Below are 17,181 nucleotides of genomic sequence, written 5' to 3' on the forward strand. Positions count from 1 at the left end.
ACCGTAACGTCCGGCACTGACATTCGCTCGAACGGGCGGCGACCGGGAGAATGGGACGGGTGGAGAAACCCCGGTTGATCGCGTCCGATGTCGACGGAACCCTGCTCGGCCCCAGCGAACAAGTGACGCCGCGCACGGTGTCGGTAGTGCGCCGGGTGCTGGACGACGACGTGCCGTTCGTGCTGTGCACCGGCCGCCCGCCGCGCTGGATCGCGCCGATCGCCGGGCCGCTCGGGCTGACCGGCTACGCGGTGTGCGCCAATGGAGCCGTGCTGCTCGACATCGGCACCGATTCGGTGGTCGCGGTGCACGGCGAACTCAAGCCGAAACTGCTGCACGAGCTGGCCTCCGCGCTCGACAAGGCGCTGCCCGGATGTCGGCTGGCGGCGGAACGGATCAGCACCGGATCGGTGGACCACGAGTTGCGCAATTTCGTGATCGAGCCGGAGTACCACAATCCGTGGGGCGACGAGGAGAGCCGGACCGCGCCGCGCGCCGAGGTGCTCGGGAAAACCGCGATCAAGCTGCTGGTCAGCCGCCGGGGGATGACGTCGGAGGAAATGGCCGAAGCGGTGAGCGCGGTGCTCGACGGCGCGGTGGACGTCACGTACTCGTCCTCGGGCGGGCTGATCGAACTGTCCGCGCACGGCGTGACGAAGGCGACCGGGCTCGCGGACATCGCCGAGCGCTTCGACGTGCCTCAGTCGTCGGTGATCGCCTTCGGCGACATGCCGAACGACGTCGAGATGCTGCAGTGGGCCGGGCACGGCGTCGCGATGGCCAACGGGCACCCGACGGTGCTGGCGGTGGCGGACGAGGTCACCGGCCCGGCCGCGGAAGACGGAGTGGCGCAGGTGCTGGAACGCTGGTTCTAGGCGCTTTCACTCGCGGCGGTCGAGCGCGGCGGCTTCCTCGGGCGTCGGCGCGCTGCCGCCGAGATGCGCGGGCAGCCACCAGCGTTCGGCGTCGCTCTCCGGGGCCTCCGGGTACTCCGCCTGGGCCTTCTCGAGCAGCTCCGACATCCGGGCGCGCAGGTCCGTGGTCAGCGCTTCGCACGAGTCCTCCGGGCCGGGGCGCATCGGCTCGCCGATGACCACGGAAATCGGCACGTGCCTGCGGGTGAGGTCCCTCGGACGGCCCTTCGTCCACAGCCGCTGCGTGCCCCACAGCGCCATCGGGACCACCGGCACGCTCGCCTCGGCGGCCATCCGGACCGCGCCGGTCTTGATGTCCTTCACGGTGAACGACTGGCTGATCGTGGCCTCCGGGAAGACGCCGACGACCTCGCCCGCGCGCAGCCGTGCCACGGCCTCGTCGTAGGACGCCTGCCCGGCGGCGCGGTCCACCGGGATGTGGTGCATGCCGCGCATCAGCGGGCCGGCGACCGGGTTGCGGAAGATCTCCTGCTTGGCCATGAACCGCACCAGCCGCTTCGCCGGGCGGGCGCCGAGGCCGCAGTAGATGAAGTCCAGGTAGCTGACGTGCGTGCAGGCGAGCACCGCGCCGCCGCGGGCGGGGACGTGTTCGGCGCCGGTCACCCGGAGCCGGTTGTCGAGCAGCCGGAACATCAGCCGCGCGGCGACCAGGACGGGCGGGTACACGAAATCAGCCATGCACCAAGGCTACGGGACCGTAGGTTTCTCGCCGGTAGGTCGGGCGGGTCGGCTCCGCCACACTTCAGGGGCAGGACACGTAGCGGAAGTCCGGGGCGCGGTCGAGTTCGCCGACGAGCCGGCTGGCCTCGTCGGCGCGCGGGTACACCGAGATCCAGAACGGCGTCCCGATGCGCCGGAAGGTCGCGACGCGGTACCAGGCGGGCAGGTCGTCGGCACAATCCTGGCGGCTGGCGTACCCGGACCGGCCGGGCACGGCGAGCGTCGGCCGTTCCGCGTCCAGCCCGACCACGAGCACCTGCGAACCCGCGCGGCTCGCGAGCAGGCCCGGCGACCCGGCGCTCACGACGGAACCCGGCGGCAGGTAGCGGGCGAGCCAGTCGCCGACCTCGGCCAGCTGCGCGCCCTGAGTGCTCCAGGCCCGCACGCGCTCCAGCACCTCGGGGCTGAACACCGAGACCGCCACCGCGACCCCGGTAAGCACCGCGGTGACGGCGGGAACCGCCCGGGAAATCGCCCGCGGACTCGGTACCGGGGCGAGGACGCCGCACCCGGCCACCGCGGCGACCGCCAGCAACGGCGGCACCGGCGCCAGCAGCCGCCACGAAAGTCCCGGGTCCTCCTCGAAAAGCAGCACGAGCGCGGTGTGGCCGACGGCGAGCGCCAGCAGCAGCCACAACGCCGACCGGGCCTCCACCGCGCGTCGTCGCGCCGCCACCAGCCCCGCCACGACCGCGGCCGGGACGAGAAAGCCCAAGTGCGCCAAGGCGAACCCGCCCAGATACGGCCAATCCGGCCCGGGCGGCAGGCTCGGGACCGGCCCGAACCGGTCGTAGTAGGTGACGCGCCAAGCCGTCCAGGGAGCCAGGAAAACCAGCGCGCCCAGCACAAACCCGGCTGGCGCCCACCAGGTGTGCCGTCCCCGTGCGGCAGCGAAAACCAGCCACCCCGCGCCGACCACCGCGAGCACGAGCCCTTCCGGCCGGGTCATCACCGCGCCGGCCACGAGCACCCCGGCGACCAACGGCCGGCCCGCCACCAACGCGTACGCGACGCAGAGCACGAGCAACGCGAACATCGGCAGCTCAGTGCCCGAAAGTCCGTACACCGCGAGGCCATTCGCCCCGGCGGTCAGCAACGCCGCCGCGACCCCGACCGCACGCCGAGGCTCAGCGCCTTCCGGCAAGCCGAGCGCGGTAATGCGATTGGCGAGGAAATACGCCGTCAACACGCACGCCAAAGCGGCCGCACAGCTCAACCCGACGGCCGCGGTCGGCACATCCGCACCGAAAGCTCCGCGCGGCAACGCGATCACCACGAGCCAGAGGAAATTCGCGTACGTCTCGCTGCGGTCGCCGGTGTTGAATACCGGGCCATTGCCGTCGGCGATGTTCTGCGCGTACCGGAAACTGACGTACGCGTCCTCGGTCGCGGTGGCGAACAACAGCTGATGCAGCAGCGAAAACCCGAGAACGAGCAGAAGAACCGCGACCCGCCACCGCCGGTCCCGCCCCATCCGCCGCCAAGCGGCGACGACCAGCGCGGCCAGCGCCAGCCATCCCCCGCGACCGCGTAAACCACGCGCCCCCAGCCTCCCGCGCCCCTCACCCGTCCGGCCGACCCCTGGCGGACCGCTCCTCACGAGTTCCAGTCAAGCGCGCGGCCGCTCACTGCCGACATCAGCCGTTCGAGTGTATGTGGGTGCCCGCTAGTCTGGGCCTCGATTTCCATCCGCCACGGCGGGGGCCGGCGGATGCCCCGTGACCTGAGGAAGACTGTGCCGAGCGAACCCACCCTGCTGTCCGTGGCAGCCAGTATCGCCTGTTGCCTGCTCGTGCTCGGAATTCCCGGGCTCATCACCGGAGTCGCCGCCGGTCTGCGCGGCTGGCTGCTGGCCGGGCTGACGCCGCTGCTGAGCTATGCCATCGGGGGCTTGGCCGGTCCGTGGACGGCGGCGATCGGGCTGCCCTTCAACGTCTGGACCTTCGCGCTCACCACGGTGCTCTTCGCCGCTGTCGCGTTCGGACTCCGGCGGCTCACCGCGCGCCGGTGGCCGCATGAGCCGGAACCGCGGGTCTGGGAGCCGCGAGCGAACTGGGCGGTCGGCGCGTGCCTCGTCCTCGCGACTGCGATCGGGTTCTACACGGCCGTGCACGGCATGGGTCACCTCGGCGCGATCGCGCAGGGCGGCGACGCGCCGTACGCGGCCAACGGCGTGCGCTACATCGCCGAAAGCGGCGACGGCAGCCTCTTCGGCATGAGCCGGCTAAACTGGTACGGCGACGGTTCTCCGCCCTTCTACCCCAACGCCTACCACCTGCTCGCGTCCGTGCAGTACACGCTCAGCGGCGGTTCGATCCCGCTGACGCTCGACGTGAACACCGCGCTGCTGCCCGGGTTGCTGGCACTCTCTCTCGTGGTGATGGTGCGGGCGTTCCGCGGCCGCGCGGTGCTGGCCGGGGCCGTCGCGCTCGCGTCGGCCGCGCCGGTGATGGGCCTGTACGAGTCGATGAACCGCGGGCCGCTGTTCCCCTTCCTGCTGGGCATCGCCCTCACCCCGCTGGCCGCCGTGGTGCTGCTCCGCTACCTCGACCGCGTGGCGCTGGACACCGGCTTCCTGCTGATGCTCGGCGCGATCGGACTGCTGTGCGTGCACTCGTCCGCATTGTTCGGCGCGATCCTGTTCGCCGGACCGCTGCTGGTGCAGCGCTGGATCGAACGATGGCGGTCGATCGGCAAGGATTTGCTGGCGCTGCTGCCGATCGCGGTGGTGTCGGTTCTCGTGGCGTCGCTGCAGCTGTTCGGCGCGCTGGGACAGGCGAGCAGCTGGGGCTATCTCGGCTGGCCGAGCGAATGGCGGGCGACGACCGCACTCGGCGCGCTGCTCGGATTCCAGCATTTCGAGCCGCACCCGCAGATCTGGCTGTCCGCGGCGCTGTTCGTCGGGTTCATTTTCTTCCGCAGGCTCGGCGCGCTGCGCTGGATCGGGCTGACCGCGCTGATCACCGGCCTGTTCTACCTGGCGGTGGCGTCCTCGGACTCGCCGCTGGTCATGGCGCTGTCGCGGCCGTGGTGGGACGACCCGTACCGGTTCATCACGATGGCGATCGTGCCGCTGTCGTTCATCGCGGGCCACGGCGTCGCGGCACTGCACGAGTGGCTGAAGGAACGGCTGCCGTCGAAGGTGCCGCCTGCCGTGCTCGCCGCGGTGGTGCTGCTGGCTTTTGTGGGCGTCACGAAGGGCCTGTACACGCGCACCAACAGCGAAATCATCGCCGGCGGCTACCACAGCCCCGATCCGCGCAACCAGAACATCACGCCGGGCGAGGAACGCGCGATGGTGGAACTGGGCAAGCTGGCGAAGCCCGGAGAATGGGCAATGAACGACCGCTACGACGGCACGCCGTGGACCTACGCACTCAGCGGCGTCCGAACAGTCGCCGCCCACGACGACGGCTCCAACCCGCCCTCGGACGCAGTGCTGCTGGCCGCACATTTCCGCGACTACGAAACAAACCCGGCGGTCCGGGCCGCGGTCGAGAGACTCAATGTCCACTGGGTGATCCTCGGTCGTCCGGCCGCACCGCCGAAGCCCGCGTACGCGAATGAAGGGCTGATCGGACTGGACGGATTGCCGTTCCTGAAAGAGGTGTACCGCAACGATGACGCGGTGATTTACCGGGTGAATCGCTGAGGTTTAGTTCAGCGGCAGGGTTCTTCGGAATCCTGCCGCTGTTCTTTTCTGCCGTCATCTGCGACGAGCTGTACCACCGCATCCACGACCATCGGACGAACGGCACCCCGAGCTGGAGCGAGCCGACCAAATCGTGCCGCAACGGCTCGCTGAAGAGATGAAAGCGCGAGCGGCCAGTGCTGAGACAAGACAAAGGCCGCCCGGCTCTTGAACCGGGCGGCCTCGTCATGACAAAAAGTCAGACCGCGTCCACCGGCGCTTCCCGGCGAGCCGCCAGCTTCGCCGCCAGCGCTGCGAAGCCAGCCGTCAGCAGGTCTGCGACCGTGAACATCACCCGGGAAGCCACCGCGAACGCCGTTGCCTGGCCGACTGTCAAACCGCTTGCCGTCAGGACCGCTACCTGGGCGACCTCGCGGACGCCGACGCCGCTGGGCAGGATGAACGCGAACGTGCCCACCGTCATCGCGACGGCCATCGCGCCGATGCACAGGATCAGGCCGTTGAAGCCCGGCGCGCCGACCGAGTTCGCCAGCAGCCACAGGTGCACGCCCTGGAACACCCAGGCCCCCATGGAAGCGCCGAACGCCTTCAGGACCACGCCCCAGCCGAGCGGTTCGGCCAGCGGCGGGCGGCGCAGGATTTTCAGGACCAGCGACGTGCCCCAGCTCAGGATGCGCGGGTGCAGCAGCGCCAGGCCCACCGGGATCAGCACGAACAGCCACATCGCGCGCGGGCTGTTGCTGAACAGCGCCGGGGCCGCGAGCAGCGACACGACCAGCGCGGACACCACGCCGAGGCCGAGCTGGATCAGCGAGCCGGTGAAGATGCGGGCCCTGGCCAGGCCTGCCTTGCGGCCCAGTTCCATCTGCAGCAGATACGCCCAGACCGAGCCGGGGACGTACTTGCCGAGCGAGCCGACCAGGCAGATCTGCGCGCCGCGGGCGTAGCCGACCGGTTTGCCGCCCAGGTGGTCGACCAGGACCTGCCAGCCCCAGACGGACACGAGGATCGACGCCATCAGCGCTACGAGGCTCAGCACCGACGACTGCCAGGCGACGTCCGCCAGCGTGTGCCAGAACTCGTCCCAGTTGGACGCCAGGCTCTTCGCGGCGAAGCCGATCACCAGGAGGATGGCGACCCAGCGCACGACGTCGAGCACCCGCGCCTTGGTGGACTTGCGGGCTTTTCCGGCGGTTTCGCCGTCCTCAGTGGACGGGGCGTCGTCCCCCGGCGTCTGCGTACGAACGGTCGTCACTGCCTCTCAGCTCCTCAGGCCTGTACCGTGACGAGGCGGCTGAACTCGGACAGCAGATCGTAGCCGTCCCAGACCCCGGCGAACGTGAGGGCCGACCCGAAGGGCACGACCCGGTCCACCCCCCGCCCGGCGAGAGCCGTCACGAATCCGGTCAGTTCCTCGCGGGTGAACCCGAACTGGCTCACCGTCTGGTCTTTGCGCCGCACGATCGGCACCAGTTCGTCCAGCGACGCCACCGAGGCGTTCGCGAACGTGCCCGCGCCCAGCCATTCGCGCGGCATCACCGTGGCGTCGGCCAGCTCGAGCGTCGCCAGCGCGTTGCCGTCGAAGCGGATCGACGACACCAGCCCGTCGACCGCCGCGCCGTACGCCGACACCCGCTTCTGCACCGCCATCGCGGGCTCGGTGACGTGCTGTTTCGCTGCCAGCACCTCGGCGAGCAGCTCGCGGAACTCCTGTCCGGCGGCCTGTGCGCCGGACGCGTCGCCGACCCAGAACACCGCGCGCGGCGACGAGCAGGCGGCCTGGTCGAACCAGTACGAGTCGTTGTAGAAGCCCTCGGCGGCGGCCTTGCGCTGCTCCGGCGCGGCTTCCTGCCAGCCGCGCACCGACGCGATCGCGAACGACGACCGGTCCGGGAACGTGAGGTCGCGCGCGTGCGGGGCCAGCGGGTACTTCCGCAGCGCGGCCACCGAAGCGTCGCCGCCCCAGATCACCCGCAGGTCCGCGGCCAGCGACAACGCGCCGCTGACCTCGTCGCTGCGGTCGTAGGTGACCATGCGCTGGGTGGCCCGGATGGTGGCCGCGGTTTCCGGCGACACGTCTTCGAGCGCCGCGTTCAACGCTTCCAGCACGGCCTCCGCCGCACCGGCCGAACGCGAGGACACGCGCACGACGTTGTTGTTGCCCGCCAGCGCCGACAGCGCCCACGAGTACACGAAAATGGTGTCCACGTTGGCCGGCGGCACGTGGAAAACGAGCCCGCGCGGGAACCGCAGCGCATCGCCCGTGGTTTCCAAAGTGGACAGTGCCTTCGCGAGTTCTCCCTTGCGCAGAAAGAAACCCAGCGAGGCCAGCTCCGGGAAACGCCGTGCCAGCGCGGGCGCGAGCAGCTTGCGCGCGAATTTGGTGACGAATTCGACCACCCGCGGGTCGCCGACCGTCAGCCTGCCGCCGGGCGGTTCCTCGCGCAGCTCGTCCAGCAGCGCGCCGGCCGAAACCGGGCCGCCCAGCGGAAAACGCTGATCCAGAGCGCTCACGCGGCCGCTCCTTGGAACGTGTCCGAGCAGCCGCGAGCCTCGGCCTTCGGCAGCCTGCCCAGCACCGAGAAGTGCTTGCCCGGCCAGTCGCCGTCGTCGATTCCGTTGTACACCCCGAGATCCTCGGTGAGCAGCACGTGTCCCGGGTACGACCGCGGCAGCGTGCTCACCACCTCGATGACGCCCGGCTTGCCGACCGGCTGCTCTTCCCAGGTCTCCGGGTCGCGGATCACGACGTCGGCGAAATCGGGGCAGTACAAGGAGTTCCCGGACGGGCCCTCGAGGAACACGGTGCCGATCTGCTCGATCATCCCGTAGTAGTTGTGGATCCGGGTGAGACCGGTGTCCTCTTTGAACCGGCGGCGGAACTCGCTGTTGTCGACCGCGCGGTCGATCAGCTTCTTCCAGCCGCCGGAGTGGATGAGGATGCCGTTGGACAGGTCGAGCTTGTGCTCGCGGGCGACCTCGTACAGGTACTGCCACACCATGAAGGTGAAGCCGAAGATCAGGAACGGGCGGTCGCCGTACTCGGCGAGGAACTTCCGCACGGCCTCGACGTCCGGCTGGTCGTTCTCGTCCAGCACGTAGGTGTGCTTGCGGCCGAAGTTCGCCATGCCGAGCACGCCCGCGCCGCGCGCGGAGAACGACCGGCGGTTCTTGATGATGCCGATGGTGTCGACCATCAGCATCGGCAGCCGCTCGCCGCCCAGCACCTCCTGCAGGGTCGCGCCGAGCTGCTTCGTCTGCGCGGCCGCCGCTTCCTTGTCCAGGTAGATCCGCGACGCGCCGGCCCCGGTGGTGCCCGAGGACGTGAGGGTCTTGAAGACCTCGGCGTCCGGAATGGACTTCAGGTCGTGCGTTTTGAACATCCGTACCGGCAGCCACGGCAGGTCGGCGATCGCGGCGAACGACGCGTCCGGCGCGAACCCGAGCGAGGACAGGATGCGCTCGTACCCGGCGGAGTTCGCCCGGTGGTGCGCGGTCAGCTCCGCGAGCTCGGGGAGCAGCGCCGCCTCCCGCTCCGCCTGCGAGCGCGTGAACACACTCATACCCGTCCTTCCAGCGACCGGTAGTCGATCTTGCCGCTGGCCAGCAGCGGCACGGTGTCGATCGGACGCACGTCGAACCCGCTGGCGTGCAGGTGCAGCCGCTCCGCCAGCGCCCGCGACGCGTCCTTGCAGATCGCCTTCGCGCCGTCGCCCTCGGGCAGTTCGGCGAACAGCACGACCTTGTCGCCCGCCGCCACCGCGGCCACCACGTCGATGCCCACCGCCGCCGTGCGCACGGCCTGCTCCAGGTCGTCCAGGCTCACCCGGTTGCCGAACACCTTGCCGATCCGCTTGAGCCTGCCGGTGATGTACAGGTATCCCTCGTCGTCGAGATACCCGAGATCACCGGTGGCCAGCGTGCCGCCGTATTCGTCGCCCGCGCTCAGTCCCGCCTCGTCCTCGGCATAACCCATCATCACGTTGGGTCCACGGTAAAGGACCTCACCGACAATTTTGGGATGCGTGGTTTCCTCGCCGTCGTCGCGGCGGATGGCGAACGAGCCGCCGGGCAGCGCCGGTCCGGCCGAGCCGATCTTGTCCGCGAGCCGGTCCGCGGGCACCGTCGTCATCCGCGGGGACGCCTCGGTCTGGCCGTACATCACGAACATCCGGCCGCCGACCGCGAGCATCTTGTCGTTGAATTCGGCGACCAGTTCGTCCCGCAGTTTCCCGCCCGCCTGGGTGAGAGTGCGCAGGGTCGGATACTTCGCCGGATCGAACTTCAGCCGGCGCAGCATTTCGTAGTGATAGGGCACGCCGGACAGCGAAGTCACGCCGTGTTCCTTCACCGCGTCCCAGAATCCGCGGCCCAAAACCCCGGAGGGTTCGATAACCACAGTCGCGCCGCGAATAAGGTGCGAATTCAGCACCGAAAGCCCGTAGCTGTAGTGCAGCGGCAAACAGGTCGGCGCGACCTCGTCCGCGTCGATCTCCAGCACCTGCGCGATCGCGTCGGCGTTGGCCAGCAGCCCCTGCCGGGACAGCCGCACCAGCTTCGGATTGCCGGTGGATCCGCTGGTCGGCAGCAGAACGGCCAGGTCAGGGTGCGGCTCGACGCCGTCGGCGGAATCGCGCACCCAGTCGGAACCGCGGGTGGTGTACCCGGCGGCAGCGGGGCCGGACGCCGCGAGCACGGCCGCCGGGCGGAACCGCTCGACCAGCCCGGTCAGCACGTCGGCGTCGAGCGCCGGGTCGATCAGCGCGATCGCCCGGCCGCCCTCGAACGCGCCCAGGTAGGTCAGCACGCTGTCGAGGTCGACGGACATCCGGGCGAAGACGACGCCCGTCGGCAGCTTGGCCAGCTCGGCGCTCTTGCGGCCCAGCTCGGCGGTCAGTTCCGCGTCGTCCAGCGTGCGGCCCCCGGCCACGTCGACCAGCCGGGAACCCGCACCCACCAGCGTCACAGCACCAAGCCTCCGTCGATCCCCAGTACCTGCCCGGTCACGAACGACGCCTCGTCGCTCGCCAGGAACCGGATCACCGCCGCGACCTCCTCGGCCTGGCCGAGGCGGCCGAGCGGGGTCTTGGCGATGTTCGAGGCGCGGGCGTCCTCGCTCAGGCTTTCGGTGAGGGCGGTTTCGATCACGCCCGGCGCGACCGCGTTGACCCGGATGCCGGAGCGGCCGAGTTCCTTCGCCGCCGACCGCGCGATGTTCGCGACCGCCGCCTTCGAGGCCGCGTAGACCGTCTGGCCCGCGCTGCCGTACTCGCCGACCACCGAGGCCAGCACCACGATCGCGCCGGTCTTCTTGCGCATCATGGCCCGCGCGGCCGCTTGCACGGTGTGCAGCGTGCCGGCGACGTTCGTGGACAGCGTCCGGTCGACGTCGTCCGGGCGGATCATGCCGAGCAGCCCGCCCTCCATGATCCCGGCGTTGGCGACCGCGACGTCCAGCCGGCCGTGCTCCTTCGTCACGTCCTTGACCAGGGAGGCGACGGCCTTCGCGTCGGTGACGTCGAGCGCGCGGCCGCTGACCGAGGGCCCGACCGAAGCGGCGGTCTCCTTGGCCGCGGTCTCGTCGCGGCCGGTGAGCACCACGGTGGCCCCGGCCTCGGCGAGCGCGCGGACGGTGGCCAGGCCGATGCCCCTGGTACCGCCGGTGACCAGTGCGACCTTCCCCGCGAACGTGCTCACGCCTTCTCCTGCAGCTCCTTGACCATGTCCACGGCCACCTTGAAGCTGCTCATGTCGATCACCTGGTCGGTGTCGAATTCGACCTCGAACTCGTCCTCGATCGCCGCGACCAGCGCCATGTGGCCGACCGAGTCCCACGCCTCGATGTCGCGGTACTTCAGGTTCTCGACGTCGACCCCGTCGTCGAGCTGGAGAGCGTCGATGAAGACTTCCTTCAGCTTGTCCTGCACAGCCATGTCTACCCGGCACTTCCTTCTCGAATGGGGCTGGTGACCACTCTCGACGGTACCAACCATGGGGTTTCAGCCCGCGCGTGCGGGCAGCAGTTCACGGAGCGTGCCGAGGTAGCGGTCCGCGCCCTCGGGACGGAACTTCAGCGCGTCGTTGCGCACGACCACGCTGAGGACCCCGGCGGCGTGCGCGGCCTCCACGTCGTGGAAGGTGTCGCCGACGAGCACCGCCTCCTCCGGGGCCGCGCCGAAATGCCGGAGCACCGCGGTCACGCCCTCGGGATCCGGCTTGAGCCGGCGGACGTCCTCCCGTCCTATGACGTGCAGCCCCTCGGCGAGGTTGCCCAGCGCGTCCTCGACGCACTCGCGCGAGTTCCTCGTGACGATCGCGAGCCGGTAGTCCGAGGCCAGCTCCGCGAGCAGTTCGCGGGCGCCGTCGGTGAACTCGCCGTCCGGCACGCAAGCGCGTTCGAACCGCGTCACGACGTCGAGCCGGGCGGTGTCGCCTTCGTCGAGCCAGCGCTGGAACAGCTCGCCGAGCTTGTCCTCGGGCGACAGTCCCAGCTCGGCGCGCAGGCCCCCGAAGTCGACCGGCAGGCGGAACAGCGTGCCGTCGAAATCGAAGGCCAGCACCTTCCGCCCGGTCAGATCCGCTTCGACGCCCATTCGCCTTCCTTGACCAAGCGGTAGCCCATGTCGATCATCCGGACCCAGTACAGGTCGTCGGGCAGCGGGTTGTAGACCTCGGGACGCTCGGGCAGCTCGTTGCCGAGGCCGAGCTGGACGTACATGTCGGGCATGTTGAGCCCGGCGTGCGCGAAGAAGTTGCTGGTGGTGAAGAAGCGGCCGACGTTGATCTCGGTGACCATCGGCACCCCGGCGGCGTTCTCCTTCATGTCCACGCAGAACACGCCGTGCGGCTTCTCCGACACCGCGCGCACCGCGGACTCGCCGATCTTGTTCACGTCGTCGCGGTTGACCGTCTTGGCCACCGACGGCGACGAGCTCTGCCCGCTCGGGGTCAGGTTGCCGAAGATGTATTCGATGCGGGAGCGCGCCTGCGACGTGATCAGCTCGCCCTCGTGCCACAGGCTCTGCCACGCGAACTCCTCGCCCGGCAGGTATTCGCTGGCCATGAAGTCGCCGTAGTCGAGGCCGCGGAAGCCGCGCCAGTAGTCGATCCAGGCATCGCCCTGGTAGAAGGAGTTGATCGGGAGGCTGCCCCGGGAGCCGGCGCCGCGGATGGCGCGCAGCCAGACCCGCGGGTTGATCTTCAGCAGCTCCTCGAGCCCGCCCTTGAGGTCGTCCGGCGAGTCGATCTTGATGGCTTCGGGCACCGAGACGCCGTTCGCCTTCATGTGCGCGTTGAACGCCATCTTGTCGTGGCACAGCGCGATGGCGCGCGCGTCCGGCAGGAACGTCGGCGCGTTCAGCTTGTCGCGGTTTTCGGCGAGATAGCCGACCTCGACGTCGGGCTGCGGGTGCACGAAATCGATGCGCTCGGCTTCGATGACGCGGTTGATCGCGTCGGCGTATCCGGGGTCGCTCACCGGCGGGACCAGGTATTTCGCCTCGACGTCGAGAAGCTCGAGGTGGAAGGGCTTCACGTCGGTGCCGACGACCTGGTACTCGTTTCCGGCGACGGCGAGCGCGTCCCGGAAGTTGTAGGCGGCCGATCCGCCGGCGCCGGTGATGAGGATGCGTGCGCTGCTCATTCGCGTGTTCTCAGCCTTACCTGTTCAGTTCCCGCCGGAGCCGGGACGGTAGCCGGAAGCCCACTTGTGGTCGGCGAGTATCGTGACGCCCGCGTCTGTGCTGACTGCACCGAACTCGGGGCTCGTGCCATGCCGAGGCAAGACTGTACCGGACGCGCCGAAAGTGCCCGCCGAGAGCGAGAGACTGCAGATGATCCCCATTACCGTGGTCGACGTCCGTGCTGCGGAGGACCTGGTCGTCGAAGTGCTGCGATCCGGCGCTATCGCCCAGGGCCCGATGGTAAAGCGTTTCGAGGACGCGTTCGCGCACGTCTCCGGAACGAAACACGCCATCGCCGTGAACAACGGGACGACCGCGCTGGTCGCGTCCCTGCAGGCACTCGACCTGCGGCCGGGCGACGAAGTGGTGACCTCGCCGTTCACCTTCGTCGCCACGCTGAACGCGATCCTGGAGGCGGGCGCGACGGTCCGGTTCGCCGACATCCGGCGCGACGATTTCGCCATCGACCCGGACGCCGTCGCGGCCGCGATCGGCCCGCGCACCAAGGTGCTGATGCCGGTGCACCTGTACGGCCAGACCGCCGACATGGGCAAGCTCGCGCCGCTGGCCGCCGAGCACGGACTGCACGTGGTCGAGGATTCCGCGCAGGCCGTCGGCGCCTCGTTCGAGGGCCGCAAGGCCGGATCGTATGGCATCGGCTGCTTCTCGCTGTACGCGACGAAGAACGTGACCACCGCCGAGGGCGGCGTGATCACCACGGACGACGACGCGCTCGCGGACAAGCTGCGCGTGATGCGCAACCAGGGCATGAAGGCCCGGTACCAGTACGAGATGGCCGGCCACAACTACCGGATGACCGACCTGCACGCCGCGGTCGGCATTCCGCAGCTGGAGAAGCTCGACCAGCTCACCGCGGCCCGCCAGGCCAACGCGAAGCGGCTGTCGGAGGGGCTCGCCGGCACGCCGGGCCTCGAGGTGCCGCAGGTGCTGCCCGGCCGCGAGCACGTGTGGCACCAGTACACCGTGCTGGTCGGCCCGCACGCGATGCTCTCGCGCGAGGAATTCGCCGCCGCGCTGACCGAAAAGGGCATCGGCAACGGGATCTACTACCCGAAGATCGTGTTCGACTACGACTGCTACCGCGGGCACCCGCTGATCCCGGACGCCCGGGTCGAGGACTTCCCGGTGGCCTCCGCCGTTGCCGCGCAAGCGCTTTCGCTTCCGGTGCACCCGCATCTGACCGAGTCCGAACTGGACCGGATCATCGAGACCGTTCGCGAGGTGCTCGGCGCATGACGCACCGCATCGCACTCGTCGGCACCGGCAACATGGGCTCGCTGCACGCGCGGGTCCTGTCGCAGAACGACCGGGTGGACCTGGCCCGCGTGATCGACCCGCGCGAGGAAGCCGGCCGCGCGGTCGCCGAACGCTACGAAACCCAGTGGACGCCGGAAATCGGCTCACTGTCCGATGTGGACGCCGTGGTGCTCGCCTCGGCCACCGAGGTGCATTACGAGCTGGCGCAAGAGATTCTCGGCCAGGGCAAGCCGATGCTGGTCGAGAAGCCGGTGTGCAACAGCCTCGAGTTCTCGCAGGAAATCGTTGCCCTGTCGGCGAAAAAGGACGTTCCGCTGATGTGCGGGCTCCTGGAGCGCTACAACCCGGCCGTGATGACCGCGCGGGCGCTGGTGAACGAACCGGTGCACCTGATGGCGCGCCGGCACGGCCCGTACGCGCCGCGGATCAAGACCGGGGTCGCCTGGGACCTGCTGGTGCACGACGTCGACCTGGCGATCCAGTTCTTCGGCGGGGCCACGCCGGGCCGGGTCACCTCCAGCGCGGGCTACTTCCACCCGCAGTCGGTCACCGGGGCCGAGGACACCATCGAAACGGTGCTGTCGTTCCCCACCGGGCTGGCCACGGTGTCGGCTTCGCGGCTGGCGCAGCGCAAGGTCCGGTCGCTGATGGTGTCCGAACTGGACCGGATGGTCGAGATCGATCTGCTGCGCCGCGACGTGACGATCTACCGGCACGTCTCGCACGATTCGGTCACCCCGGACGGGCTCGGCTACCGGCAGCAGACCGTCATCGAGATCCCGGAACTGGTCACCGCGCGCGAGCCGCTGGCGACCCAGCTGGACCGGTTCGTCGACCTGCTGGAGGGCAAGGTCGACGCGGACGTCGAGCGGGCGCTGATCCTGCCGTCGCACGAGGTCGTGGCGCAGGTGCTGGCCGAGGCCGCCTGAGTTATTCGGTGAGGCGTTTGCCGTCCGCAGAGTAGGCGACCAGCGGGGTCGCCCTCTCGGCGGACGGCACGTCGTCCTGGTCGAACCAGAACACGACCACGTCCGGATCCTCGCTCCAGCGCGCCGTGTGCGCCGGCACCGTGTGACCGTCCACTGTGGTCTCGATGCGCGCGGCCGGTCCGCTGAAATAGCCGTACACCGGCACCCAGATGTCGGACACGATCGTCCCGCCCGAGGTGGCGTGGAAGCCGAAAGAGCGGTCCATGCCGTCGGAATCGTTGGCGAGGTAGAGCGGACGCAGGTTGCCGTCCGGCTCGTACAGGCTGGCCATCACTCCGAATTGGGCATTCGGCGGCGTGTCCGGGTCGTCGATTTCCGTCGCGTAGAAGACAAGTTCCGCGCCGTCGGCGTAAGTGCCGGTGGAAATCACCTCGCCGAGCGGCTTCGGCTTCGCTTGAGCCGTGGTCGGAGCCGGGGCCGGAATCGTCGAGGACACGCGCGTCACCACCGGCGGCGGGGACGCGGCCGCGTGCACCTGTTCCGGCGCACCGCCCGGCGAACGCAACCACACCGCACCGAACACCACGGCGACCACGGCCACCGCCGCACCCGAGGAGGTCAAAAACCGCCGCCGGCGCCGGATCCGTCCGCCTTCCCGGAAAATCCGGTCGAGATCGGGTTCTTTGAAGGGTTCGGCGGGCGCTTCCTGAAGCGCGGCGCGCAACCGGTCGAGTTCGTCGGTCATGCGCTCACCTCCCCGACCAGCGCGTCGCCGTCCACGCGCAGCTTCGCGAGCGCGCGCGAATTGGTGCTCTTGACCGTGCCGACGGACACGCCCAGTTCCTCGGCGACTTGGTGTTCCGGCAAATCGAAGAAATGCCGGAGCACCACCACGGCGCGTTCCCGAGCGGTGAGCCGGGCCAACGCGTCGGAAAGCCATTCCCGATCGGTGACGACGTGCGAGATGTCCGGGACTTTCTCCGGTTCCGGCATTTCCTCGGTGGCGTATTCGCGAATCGGACGGCGCCAGAGGTCGATGACGTGATTGGCGAGCACGCGCCGGGCGTAGGCATAGGGATTCTTGCGGCGCACCCGGGGCCAGGCGGCGTAGGTACGGGTGAAGGCGGTCTGCGCGGCGTCCTCGGCCTGGTGCCGATCGCCGGTGAGCAGGTAGGCGGCGTGCGTGAGCCGAGCCGAACAGGACCGCACGAAGTCGGCGAACTCGTCGTCCCCGCGCACTGCCCCACCTCTGTTTCCCGGTTGTCTTGCTGTCCAGGTTACGGGGAGGGGAGGCGTGCGTCGATGTAATGGCTGGTCAGTCTGCTCTCAATGGCGACGCATGGGGTGCGGGAAGTGCTCGGGTCAGCGCTGCGCGCGCGGATCGACAAGCGCGTTCAGGTCGAGCTTCACCGGCGCGCCCGCGACCTCCAGCTCGACGGAGCCGGAGTATTCGCCGAAATTCTCGTAATCGCCGTCGATGAGCCGGTACGCGATCAGGCTGACCGGCGGAGCCAAATCCACGATCCAGTACTGCTCGATCCGGGCATCGGCGTACTCGAACAGCTTCGCGCCCTCGTCGACGTGCTTCGTGCCCGGGGACAGCACCTCGATCACCAGCTCGGCATCAGCCGCCGCGATCCGCGCCGGATTGGCCTCCGCGACCTCAGCCGAGGTCACGAGCACGTCCGGGACGCGGATGGTCAGCGGGTTCTCGCACAGGAGCAGCTCCGCTTCGGCGCCGGCGCTCATCTCCGGGCTGAGCTGCTCGTCGAGCAGGAAAGCCAACCGCGTCACGGACCGCAAGTGGAACCACATCGGACGCGGCGACACGGACGGAACCCCTTCGACAACCTCGATCCGGACCTTCGGGTCCTCCGGAAGGTCCGCCCAGTCGTCAAGGGTCAGGAGGTGGTGAGGCCATTCCAGGACACTCATGACTTCTCCTTCACCGACAGTGACTGAGAGCAGTGTCCCATGTTACCCGG

General features: G+C 69.4%; 17 protein-coding genes. 4 read left to right on the forward strand and 13 right to left on the reverse strand.

The features are described 5' to 3' along the window. The first annotated feature begins 50 nt into the window (after nucleotides 1-50). Nucleotides 51-875, forward strand: a complete 825-nt coding sequence (locus F9C12_RS22695) for an HAD family hydrolase (RefSeq protein WP_409183868.1) — start codon at nucleotides 51-53, stop codon at nucleotides 873-875. A gap of 6 nt (nucleotides 876-881) precedes the next feature. Here the strand turns inward: F9C12_RS22695 and F9C12_RS22700 are convergent, their stop codons facing one another. Then, a complete protein-coding gene (locus tag F9C12_RS22700; RefSeq protein WP_409461778.1) occupies nucleotides 882-1,613 on the reverse strand; it encodes a lysophospholipid acyltransferase family protein in 732 nt (243 codons plus the stop codon). A 64-nt stretch (nucleotides 1,614-1,677) separates the two neighbouring features. Next, the gene (locus tag F9C12_RS22705) at nucleotides 1,678-3,255 is read right to left on the reverse strand and encodes a hypothetical protein (RefSeq protein ID WP_409461779.1); all 1,578 of its coding nucleotides are present in this window, start codon (nucleotides 3,253-3,255) and stop codon (nucleotides 1,678-1,680) included. A gap of 162 nt (nucleotides 3,256-3,417) precedes the next feature. Between F9C12_RS22705 and F9C12_RS22710 the strand changes: the two genes are divergently transcribed. Further along, nucleotides 3,418-5,307, forward strand: coding sequence for a DUF6541 family protein (locus F9C12_RS22710; RefSeq protein WP_409461780.1), 1,890 nt, complete (start codon nucleotides 3,418-3,420; stop codon nucleotides 5,305-5,307). 238 nt (nucleotides 5,308-5,545) lie between these two features. Here F9C12_RS22710 and F9C12_RS22715 read toward each other — a convergent pair whose 3' ends face one another. The 8 genes from F9C12_RS22715 to F9C12_RS22750 form a co-directional block, all read right to left on the reverse strand. Further along, nucleotides 5,546-6,562: a YbhN family protein gene (locus tag F9C12_RS22715; RefSeq protein WP_409461781.1), complete on the reverse strand. Its 1,017-nt coding sequence runs from the start codon at nucleotides 6,560-6,562 to the stop codon at nucleotides 5,546-5,548. Between the two features lie 14 nt (nucleotides 6,563-6,576). Beyond that, the gene (locus F9C12_RS22720) at nucleotides 6,577-7,821 is read right to left on the reverse strand and encodes an acyl-CoA reductase (protein ID WP_409461782.1); all 1,245 of its coding nucleotides are present in this window, start codon (nucleotides 7,819-7,821) and stop codon (nucleotides 6,577-6,579) included. Further along, on the reverse strand, nucleotides 7,818-8,870 hold the full coding sequence (locus F9C12_RS22725; RefSeq protein WP_409461783.1) for an acyl-protein synthetase: 1,053 nt from the start codon (nucleotides 8,868-8,870) through the stop codon (nucleotides 7,818-7,820). The genes F9C12_RS22720 and F9C12_RS22725 overlap by 4 nt, the downstream gene beginning before the upstream one ends. Beyond that, the gene (locus tag F9C12_RS22730; protein WP_409461784.1) at nucleotides 8,867-10,273 is read right to left on the reverse strand and encodes an AMP-binding protein; all 1,407 of its coding nucleotides are present in this window, start codon (nucleotides 10,271-10,273) and stop codon (nucleotides 8,867-8,869) included. Before F9C12_RS22730 ends, F9C12_RS22725 begins: the two co-directional genes overlap by 4 nt. Further along, nucleotides 10,270-11,004 (reverse strand): SDR family NAD(P)-dependent oxidoreductase, encoded by a 735-nt coding sequence (locus F9C12_RS22735; protein WP_409461785.1) that lies wholly within the window; start codon nucleotides 11,002-11,004, stop codon nucleotides 10,270-10,272. Before F9C12_RS22735 ends, F9C12_RS22730 begins: the two co-directional genes overlap by 4 nt. Continuing rightward, nucleotides 11,001-11,240: an acyl carrier protein gene (locus F9C12_RS22740; protein ID WP_409183877.1), complete on the reverse strand. Its 240-nt coding sequence runs from the start codon at nucleotides 11,238-11,240 to the stop codon at nucleotides 11,001-11,003. The genes F9C12_RS22735 and F9C12_RS22740 overlap by 4 nt, the downstream gene beginning before the upstream one ends. A 66-nt stretch (nucleotides 11,241-11,306) precedes the next feature. Continuing rightward, complete coding sequence (locus tag F9C12_RS22745) at nucleotides 11,307-11,900, reverse strand: HAD family hydrolase (protein WP_409183878.1); 594 nt, start codon at nucleotides 11,898-11,900, stop codon at nucleotides 11,307-11,309. Continuing rightward, the gene (locus F9C12_RS22750) at nucleotides 11,879-12,949 is read right to left on the reverse strand and encodes a hypothetical protein (RefSeq protein WP_409183879.1); all 1,071 of its coding nucleotides are present in this window, start codon (nucleotides 12,947-12,949) and stop codon (nucleotides 11,879-11,881) included. The genes F9C12_RS22745 and F9C12_RS22750 overlap by 22 nt, the downstream gene beginning before the upstream one ends. 190 nt (nucleotides 12,950-13,139) lie before the next feature. Here F9C12_RS22750 and F9C12_RS22755 point away from each other — a divergent pair, with 190 nt between their 5' ends. Together F9C12_RS22755 and F9C12_RS22760 are read left to right on the forward strand one after the other, a co-directional pair. Next, complete coding sequence (locus F9C12_RS22755) at nucleotides 13,140-14,246, forward strand: DegT/DnrJ/EryC1/StrS family aminotransferase (protein ID WP_409461786.1); 1,107 nt, start codon at nucleotides 13,140-13,142, stop codon at nucleotides 14,244-14,246. Beyond that, the gene (locus tag F9C12_RS22760; RefSeq protein ID WP_409183881.1) at nucleotides 14,243-15,196 is read left to right on the forward strand and encodes a Gfo/Idh/MocA family protein; all 954 of its coding nucleotides are present in this window, start codon (nucleotides 14,243-14,245) and stop codon (nucleotides 15,194-15,196) included. The genes F9C12_RS22755 and F9C12_RS22760 overlap by 4 nt, the downstream gene beginning before the upstream one ends. A gap of 1 nt (nucleotide 15,197) precedes the next feature. Here F9C12_RS22760 and F9C12_RS22765 read toward each other — a convergent pair whose 3' ends face one another. The 3 genes from F9C12_RS22765 to F9C12_RS22775 form a co-directional block, all read right to left on the reverse strand. Beyond that, entirely contained in the window at nucleotides 15,198-15,941 is a 744-nt protein-coding gene (locus tag F9C12_RS22765) for a hypothetical protein (RefSeq protein ID WP_409461787.1), read from the reverse strand. Beyond that, on the reverse strand, nucleotides 15,938-16,435 hold the full coding sequence (locus F9C12_RS22770; protein ID WP_409183883.1) for a SigE family RNA polymerase sigma factor: 498 nt from the start codon (nucleotides 16,433-16,435) through the stop codon (nucleotides 15,938-15,940). Before F9C12_RS22770 ends, F9C12_RS22765 begins: the two co-directional genes overlap by 4 nt. A 123-nt stretch (nucleotides 16,436-16,558) precedes the next feature. Next, nucleotides 16,559-17,131 carry a Uma2 family endonuclease gene (locus F9C12_RS22775; RefSeq protein WP_409461788.1) on the reverse strand — a complete coding sequence of 191 codons (573 nt, stop codon included), beginning with the start codon at nucleotides 17,129-17,131 and terminating at the stop codon, nucleotides 16,559-16,561. Between the last annotated feature and the right edge of the window lie 50 nt (nucleotides 17,132-17,181).

Origin of the sequence: Amycolatopsis sp. GA6-003 (assembly GCF_046267895.1) — a bacterium.
In the GTDB taxonomy this organism is placed as follows: domain Bacteria; phylum Actinomycetota; class Actinomycetes; order Mycobacteriales; family Pseudonocardiaceae; genus Amycolatopsis.